General features: G+C 48.6%; 10 protein-coding genes. 1 reads left to right on the top strand and 9 read right to left on the bottom strand.

Features of this window, described 5'->3' with window-relative positions:
• Positions 1 to 346: 346 nt before the first annotated feature.
• On the top strand, positions 347 to 1,621 hold the full coding sequence (locus tag G464_RS0107935) for a tyrosine-type recombinase/integrase (protein WP_162138588.1): 1,275 nt from the start codon (positions 347 to 349) through the stop codon (positions 1,619 to 1,621).
• 58 nt (positions 1,622 to 1,679) lie between these two features.
• Here G464_RS0107935 and G464_RS0107930 read toward each other — a convergent pair whose 3' ends face one another.
• The 9 genes from G464_RS0107930 to G464_RS0107885 form a co-directional block, all read right to left on the bottom strand.
• Positions 1,680 to 1,889 (bottom strand): hypothetical protein, encoded by a 210-nt coding sequence (locus tag G464_RS0107930; protein ID WP_022857412.1) that lies wholly within the window; start codon positions 1,887 to 1,889, stop codon positions 1,680 to 1,682.
• Positions 1,890 to 1,923: 34 nt separating this feature from the next.
• Positions 1,924 to 2,634 (bottom strand): TFIIB-type zinc ribbon-containing protein, encoded by a 711-nt coding sequence (locus G464_RS0107925; protein ID WP_155237067.1) that lies wholly within the window; start codon positions 2,632 to 2,634, stop codon positions 1,924 to 1,926.
• A 5-nt stretch (positions 2,635 to 2,639) separates the two neighbouring features.
• Positions 2,640 to 3,113: a hypothetical protein gene (locus tag G464_RS0107920; protein WP_022857410.1), complete on the bottom strand. Its 474-nt coding sequence runs from the start codon at positions 3,111 to 3,113 to the stop codon at positions 2,640 to 2,642.
• Positions 3,110 to 5,461, bottom strand: coding sequence for a bifunctional DNA primase/polymerase (locus G464_RS09780; protein WP_022857409.1), 2,352 nt, complete (start codon positions 5,459 to 5,461; stop codon positions 3,110 to 3,112). The genes G464_RS0107920 and G464_RS09780 overlap by 4 nt, the downstream gene beginning before the upstream one ends.
• A 103-nt stretch (positions 5,462 to 5,564) precedes the next feature.
• On the bottom strand, positions 5,565 to 6,374 hold the full coding sequence (locus G464_RS09485) for a pentapeptide repeat-containing protein (protein ID WP_152685837.1): 810 nt from the start codon (positions 6,372 to 6,374) through the stop codon (positions 5,565 to 5,567).
• A gap of 39 nt (positions 6,375 to 6,413) precedes the next feature.
• Positions 6,414 to 7,313 carry a hypothetical protein gene (locus G464_RS0107905; protein ID WP_022857407.1) on the bottom strand — a complete coding sequence of 300 codons (900 nt, stop codon included), beginning with the start codon at positions 7,311 to 7,313 and terminating at the stop codon, positions 6,414 to 6,416.
• The gene (locus G464_RS0107900) at positions 7,306 to 7,551 is read right to left on the bottom strand and encodes a hypothetical protein (RefSeq protein ID WP_022857406.1); all 246 of its coding nucleotides are present in this window, start codon (positions 7,549 to 7,551) and stop codon (positions 7,306 to 7,308) included. Before G464_RS0107900 ends, G464_RS0107905 begins: the two co-directional genes overlap by 8 nt.
• Positions 7,548 to 7,952 carry a hypothetical protein gene (locus G464_RS0107895; protein ID WP_022857405.1) on the bottom strand — a complete coding sequence of 135 codons (405 nt, stop codon included), beginning with the start codon at positions 7,950 to 7,952 and terminating at the stop codon, positions 7,548 to 7,550. Before G464_RS0107895 ends, G464_RS0107900 begins: the two co-directional genes overlap by 4 nt.
• A 210-nt stretch (positions 7,953 to 8,162) precedes the next feature.
• Positions 8,163 to 8,537, bottom strand: a 375-nt coding sequence (locus G464_RS0107885; protein WP_022857403.1) for a RusA family crossover junction endodeoxyribonuclease, incomplete at its 5' end; no start/stop codon positions are given.

Here is an 8,537-nt window from a genome sequence, read left to right as displayed (position 1 = left end):
TCGAATCTCCTCGTCTCCGCTCCTAGGGTTTTCAGAAAAATCTGAAAACCCTTTTTTCATGCCGTTTTCGGCGTATTTTCAACGATTTCACGCCATTCACTTAAAAATAATTGAAGTACATTGAAGTACATAGAAGAGCATAAAATAGCATGTCACATAGGGGACGAGATAAGGGGAACAAAACAGCCACAAATGTTCCCCTATCTGACAAGGAGAAACAATGCGCAGATTCGGATACATACGCCCAATAACAAAACGCGGCAAAGCATACCTAGAAGCTTCCTACCAGCCACCACTTGAACTGCTCGCCAAATATCCCAATCTCAAAAAACGATACACAAAAACGATGCAACCCGAATATCGTCCAGAACTCGAAGCATGGTTGTACGAAAACGAGCAAGCGATTAAACAAGGTATATGGACGCCACCGGTACGCCTTAACCGCAAAGACCTCCTCAAAGATGCGATAACGCTTCGTGAATACGCTGAAAAATATGTGGACGAGCATCGCAAGCCAGACGGTAGTCCGCTCGCACCGACAACGATCGCGAAACACCATGAATGGCTCGATCGCTACATTTACCCCACGCTCGGCAGTAAAGACATACGCACCATCACAGAAAAAGATATTCACGCGTGGTGGGATAACTTCGGCGTAGACACCGCAGGCAACGGCGCAGTACAACGCTTCAACACATACAAGCTCCTACGCTCCATATTCCGCCACGCAGCCACCACAAGGCTAGACGAAACAGGACGCACGCTCATCAACTCCACACCGTGCACGATACAACCCGCACGGCCACGCACTAAACACGAAAGTATCGTAGCAAGCTACAAAGAGCTAGACATACTCGCTAACCATATGCCGCCGTATTTAGCGGTGAGCATTTATCTCGGCGGGGTGTGCGGGCTACGAGAGGGTGAGATTTGTGCACTCACACGTAAAGATATTGACCTTGACTCGATGAACGTGAACGTGGACAAGGCTGTAAAACAGGTGAACGAACTAGGGAAGCCACGCCAACTTATCGTGGGCGACCCTAAGAGTGCAAACAGTGTACGTAAAGTGCCTATCCCCGTATGGCTTAAAGATACTCTTGAAGAGCATCTTATAAAATACGTGGAAGATGAAGCGGATGCGCTCATTATTAAAGCCCCACGCACACGCACAGTGCTCGCACCTCAACAGTTGCGTGCAAACTGGTATAAAGCGCTCAAACATGTGCCACGATTAGAAGGTATGCATTTTCATGATTTACGGCATACGGCTTTGACTCATTATGGTGAGGCTGGAGCGAGCTTGGCGGAGCTTATGGAGATTGCGGGCCACTCGGATATTAAGACGGTGACAGTGTATCAGAATATTAGCCGTGAGCAGCGTGAGCGGACTGCTGAACGGCTTGATAGTCAAATGCAAGCAAGTATCAGCAGTCAGAGCGTGGAACCGTTAGAGGTGGCAAAAACTAGCACTAGTGACCCTCTTATCAGTGTGCTCGGCAATCTGCCAGTTAGTGCGCAGGTGGATGTGTTGAAGAGTCTTGATAAAGACAGACAGGCTCGTATTATTGCTGGGTTGCCGCAGGATAGGCAAGTGGAATTGTTGCCATTGCTGTTGTAAATCTTGCGAAAATAAGTAGGGGGCTAACACCGTATAGTGTTAGCCCCCTACTTTTGTTTTATTTTAATTTTTTGAGAATATCCCAAATACTAAATGTTGTACGCTTATAGATCCTATTTTTAATACTGCGCTTCGGGTTACGAATGAACCCCATACCTTTACGACCATAGAACGGGTTAACCGCTTTCTTCAATGCTCGTTTCGCCCTACCGGTCGTGCGGGCTTTTAAACTCTTCTTTAAGCTTGGCTTTCTTAAACCTACACGCATATTAACGCCTCCTACGAGCTTAGTATACGCTGTACTATTCACGGTCGAGTCGTATCGTGTCCGAGTCAACACTCCAATACTGGCCGCCAATCTTCAATCCGCGAATTGTCCGGTTGCGGATAAGCTGACGTACCTGGCTAGATGTGAAGCTTGTCTCGTTTACCATGTTTACAATCTGTGTCAACTGTTTCAAACTACCGTACAAGCTGCGGTTCTTGAGTAATTGTTCGCGCTGATTTTTTAATTCTGCGCGCAGAGTGGTTAAATCGTTGAGCATGCCACAATATTCACAGTGCGTTTCCAGGTCGTGTTTTGCAGCGTAGACTTCGCGCCCGCATTTCACACATTTGCCTGCTAGTATGCGGTCTTCTGGCCGTGCGAGCGCCTTACACAGTTTCGCGTTCAAAAGAATAAACCGTGCATATAGGGGAGGGAACCCGTCTTTAACGATGAGCCCGTCAATATGCGACTGTAAATAAAGCAGATTATTCTCCCATTGGCTGTCGTGATGCACTGTGCACAGTGTAGCCATGTTAGACAAGAGGAGACTACACTGCTCATAAAGCTCGTCCAGGTTGAAATTGATTGGTGTTGGCGCGTTTGCTTTGTTGCCTGTGCGCAGGTTTGGAGTGTCAAGTTTTGCCTGCTTATCGGCAAGCATACGAAGCTCAAGAAGCATACTCCAACCAGCCAACTGTCTCGCAAACTGCTTCTTCTCCTCATCGTTAAGAAAACTATTATCCATATTTTTCAACTCCATGCTTCTGTAAAATCTTGAATTTCCATCTCGGTTGGCTCCGCACCCTCATACCAGTCACTCACTGGAATACGAGTAGATGTGGGGAACGTGTAATCGTCTGGCATACTACCGACGGGTGTTTTGCCACACTCATGCCATTGCAAATAAAACCCCTCAACATCATTCACCACCATTACGGTTTTCAAACTCGCCTGACGTAAACTCTCATTCCACACCACACGAGTAAGACCCTTATTCAAAACGATTGCAAGCATAAGATCATCCACCCCGTGGATAAGGCTAATACTGTAGTACTCGTATATGGGTTTGCACTCGTCTACGAGTATCGGCTCACTGCAGAATGGGCATGAGATTTTACGCATATGAAGCACGTGATTATCAATAAGCTGGCCTGCCCACGTGGGGAGAATAAAATTATCCTCCCCAAACAGCGTAAGCTCACTCTCATCATTTAGCGTGCTCATACAGTAAGCCCCAGGGCGCGGCATACACTCTTCAAAATCGTGTTCAGCTCACCATCCGGCAAGCCACTGTTCCTGCCACGCGTGTAGAAGTCGTCAACGATACGCTGACTGTTATCCGGATGATTCGCAAGCCTGCCATACAACCAGTCATGCAGAGTCTGGTTGCGTTGACCTTTCGGGATAATACTCATGTCCACCGGAGGTTCACCATTCGCACTGTTACCGTTGTATGCTTGGCTGAGCAACCGTTCCAATGGTGACATAGCCACGGTTGGCGTAGTAGTCACGGCTTGCGTCTGCTGGAATACTGGCTGAGTCTGAGACTGTTCTTCATGCTGGATGCAACCGACAGTATCCAACCATTTCACAAGACTCATAGACAGTTCCGGAATAACGTCACCATCTGGCAGATCACACACCTCATACACACCACCACTCGTGGTAGAGCCTGCACCAATCACATAACCCAATCCGTCCACACGCAAATCAATGTTGTGTCCACCGGCTTTCACCTTGTTGAGTATGTGACCAGATAAGCCTTGCGGCATCTTATAGTACGCGTGCACACCGCCGCTAGGCGTGGTGACGAGGTAGGTGCGTGGGAACTCGCTACTGCCGTATTGTCCGACTGATAATTGGAGTGACTGCCAGCCATCCTGCTCACCCTCAGCCTTCGCCTTGTCCATGTCGATAACCATGTACCCAGCTTGTGGGATAACCGCATATGCTGCAGTGTCCGGAATACGACTTGTATCAATTGCTGGATTTTCGGCTTGCTTCTTCCAATTCAACGCACTCTTATCCTGACGTGCAGGAACATAATCCGCATGGAAACCAAACTCGGACAGGCTGATACGACCCGTGCTTTCGATAGGCCCAGGGACGGGGAGTGGCTTCGATGCTTCTTCAAGCTGTTTCTGGTCTTTCTCCCAGGCTTCACGGTATGGTTTGAAACGACGCTCATCAGCAACGACAAGAACACGGATGGAAGAGTTATCCTTCCATCTATATCCGCTTTTAAGTCCGAGTTTGCTGATACTGCTCTTATGCTCACGAGCCGACTCACTATAAGGATTATCACGCGAAACCGCATAACCCTGCTCGCAAATCATATCGACAAGCCACTGCTCAGCCTCCGACAAATCCGATGCCGAACCGACCGAAACATCATAATAAGGGTCATCACCATGCTGCAACCATGTCAAGCATGACGCCATCAAAAATGGTGCGACACCATACTGGCGTCGGAACTCTAACAGGCTCGCAAACTCGGACGGCTTCCTACCGTCCTTCATACGTACATAAACGAAACGGCGAGCAATAGCATTACTCATTGTTGTGATCACAGGATTGTTCGTCGCTACGATAAACGTGCAGCGAGGAGCAAAAGAGACTGCATTCTCCTGAATACGACGAGCAGTCACACTATCACCTGTCGAAATTTTCTTCAGAGCGGTCAACTGCTCCAAACTAATAGTGTCCGCATCCTCATCAAACGCCCACAACGCGCCAATAAGCTTACCCATCTCCTGCTGAGTATCAAAACCACCACTACCACGGCGACCACCCAATATTTTCTGCGAATCAACCGACGCCGTCAGACCAGGCAACGATGCAGCCAACGTATTCAACAAAATACCCTTACCATTACCACCATCACCATAAAGCACGTATGTCAAATGCTTGTATGGTTCCAACAATGGGGTGGCGAACATGCGGCACAAGTTCATTCCACTCTTATCGTCAACAGTCACATCGCGAAGGAACTGGACTGCCTGACCGGCAAGACCATCATCAAAACGCACATCCAACGTCACCTCAAACGGTTCACTAAAATATGGCGAAGAAGAGTCAATGTCAGCCATCTGACCGTTGAAACGAATGAACGCACGATCAGTAAACTTCACACCATGACGCACACGCTCAGTCTTTTTCGCACACTCCACACGTAACTGGTCATTCCACGGAGAGTACGCGTCACGCCCTGGAACATGGTACTCGTTTTCTAGATTGCTGATTGCATGCCACGAATCAAGACGCATGTTCGCCCCACTACGGTCAACATCACGCACATATAAAGTCTTACCGTCCTCACCCAAAAGCATGTCACCGTTCTTAAAATCCCACACAGCCTTGCAGTAACCTTCAGCGGCGATAGGTTTGATGGAACGTTTAGACGCGGTTGTTGGTATAGCGATTGTTTGCCCGATACGGTCAGTAAAACTAAAATCAGTAGTGAGAATGTCGTCAAGGTCGGAGAGAACGCGCACATTATTGTATACACGTTCAACATTTTGCGGCCCATCTGGAATCCGACTAAAAGTGTAACTAGTATCAGCCTGCCGCACGATACACTCCTAAAAAAGAAATAAAAAAATAGGGTAAAAGGATTAGAAAAAGGGGTGGGGTAGAGGAGGAAGAAAAGAGCCTCTACCCCAAAAATATGCGAGTTTAGAATACTGGGTTACCGTCTTGCCCCATAGTAGGAGGCAACACAGCCTCCACCTGAGCAACAGTCACTCCAAGGAATCCGGCAATATCCTGCACAGTTTTACCCATGTTCAGCATGGACTGCACTTGGCTAGCACTAATAGCAGGAGCCTGCTGTACTGGTTGTTGTGCTACTGGCGTCTGCGCCTGTACTGGAGCCTGCTGAACTGGCTGAGCTTGCTGTGCCTGTTGTGGCATTGCCTGCTGCTGAGACGCTACAGGCTCGTCCAGTAAACCGGACACTGCAGCCTGAGACTGCGGAATAATACGATACTCATACATTTTAGGAGGCTGAGGAGCATTACCACGCTCACCATACCCCGCAAAACGAGCAGCAAACACATCACCCTTAGCAGGTTCCTTCACACCAGCCTGACGGCAAGCCTCACGCAAAGCCTTCAACTGAACACCCCAACCCTTAATCCAAAGGGAACGACGACCATCATCCTCATCATCAATAGGCGGAAGAGACGTCTGTAACACAATATGAATCTGCTGTTTTGCCTGACCGTCCTGCCATGTTGCAGGCATCTTAGTCTGAAAATCACGCATCTGTGACACTTCAACACTAACAATCTCACCCTCAACCATGTCGCCAGGCTTACTATCAGCAGTGAAAAACGCTTTTGCGCCACCGCCTTGAATCAGCGAGCCAAGAGATGCTAAGCCTGTAGCCGGTGCGGCAGCCTGCTGCACACCAGAATTACCAAAACCATTACTGTTAAAACCAGTGTTATTAAACCCAGTATTAGTCTGACCAAAAACCATCATAAACTCCTTAAAAAATATTGGAAAATGAAAAAATGAAAACTATGCGAGCATGGGAGCAGTAGAAGGAATCAAATCAATAAAACCCTCATACTGTTCAGGCACGCTCACATTGTTTGAATTGAACTCTTGAGCCAAGCCACTGTCTGGCCATGTGGAACAGTCAAAACAGTGAGATTCAGAGCGTGGCAGCATACTAATCCACGCGTCACGCACAGCCACACCACTATTCAGCTCAATCGTGTCCAACAGTGTGACCAGTAGTTGGGCTCGCTGCAACGCCCACTGTCCAAGCTCAGGCTGGAACTCATGCTCCCAAATAAAAGCATCATTCAAACTCATCGACGTGCGAGGAAGATAGAATACGCAGCTACGTTCAACCGTCTCACCCTCAGCCACCAGTCCAAGCCCATACAAGGAGGCTTGCACCTGATACTGTTGTGATGGTGAATGTACGCGAGCAGAACGTAATGTTGTCGAACCGACAACCTTCCAATCAACCGTCGCACGTTCACTCTTATCCCACAAATCAATCGAACCGGACACGTCATAACCGTCAGACAACCCCTGAAGCCGGCCAACAGTGACACGTTTCTCCGTCTCAAACCTGTTTTCAAACGGCGACCCCACCGTCTCAGATAGTTCAGTGAAATAGTGTTCGAAATGCTCATGCACACACGTGCCAATAAACGGCAACCATGCCACGCCCTGCGACCGCTGCCAGCCCGCCAGTTTCGCAGCTAAACAGTGCACGCAATCCGTACCAAGCTCACTCGGCCCAATACGTTTCTGTAATGAGCGTGGAGCATTCACAATACTGTTTTCAATAATCTGCCGAATCTGTGGCCACACTGTCAAAACCGGCTCGGTAGAAGCAACGGTAGGCGTATCATCATGTTTACTGTTTTGCCCGTTCAACACGGCGAGAACATCATCAGACACGATCACCACCAGCCTCAGCGAGCGCACGCCGATACTCGGCAACTAGCGCATGTTTCTTCACACGGTCGCGTTCACGCTTATCCTCAACCCTGGCACGCAGCACACGCTCATCCAAAGCAACATATTGAGGATGTTTCTCTAAGTTCAACCTGTTCAAGCGAGCCAAATGAACAAACCTGACAAGGTCGGGCTGAGTGCGAATGAAGTCAAACAAGCCAGTGTTGAGCTGGACTCTCATTTAACCACCACCGACCTAGCGCCAACAGTCTGATAATCCTCCAACTGGAGCGGACTGAAATGAGCTTTCACAGCCTTCGAATCCAACGCGACCTTATACAAGTCAGGATGCTCAGCAGCAGGATAATCATGCTGCAACTTCGCCGAATCCAAACGACGCACACCAGCCCTCACAACAACCTTCACACCATCAGCCGGATATGTGCCAGGCTCATGCGTGTCAAGAATCTGCTGTTTAATCTGTTCCGCTTCCAACTCCATAGACTGGATAGTATCCTGCAAGTCAACAAGACGCTTCGCCTGCAAGATAAGCAGATTCTGCTTACTACGCTCATCAACATCCACAGGCACAGGCTCAGTAACCGTAGGCATAGCAACAGTATTTTTTGTTTGAGTAACCATAACAAACTCCAAAAAAAGAAAAATAAGGGGAAAATTTTAGAAAGGTAAACTAGGCGGAGGAACAGGAACATAAAACACACGCTTCACATGCCCCGGCATGCTACGCTTATGTGAATCCATAACCTGTAAAGCCATCTCCACATCACACGCAGGAGCCAAAGGCCCGCACGTACGACACTTCGGCAAACACCAACGAAACTTATAAGACACTTACGCCTCCTCGCCATCATCAGCGACGAGAATAATATCCGTATGCGGATCATAAGGCTCACCAGTGTCCGGGTGAGTCAACACGTCACCGCTACGGCGGTAACGAAGACGACCATTCCGCCCTGGCACCATGCGAGACGGGTGAACCTTACACGCCATCAGACGCGTAATCTGCGAATCATCAACAAACGCGACACCATTCAAAGCATCCTGCACCAGTTTCGCCAGATTATCCACATCCACACGCCTAAAATCACCCAGGTAGAACGACATGAGAATCTGCACATTGCCCGAAAATGGGACAGCATCCGGAAACTCTGCAAGATACGCGTCACGAACAGTCTGCTCGTTCACTACATTCTCTTTCGGGTTCAC

This window comes from Alloscardovia omnicolens DSM 21503 (genome assembly GCF_000420505.1).
Taxonomy (GTDB): Bacteria; Actinomycetota; Actinomycetes; order Actinomycetales; family Bifidobacteriaceae; genus Alloscardovia; species Alloscardovia omnicolens.
This window is presented reverse-complemented; position numbering and strand designations above follow the sequence as displayed.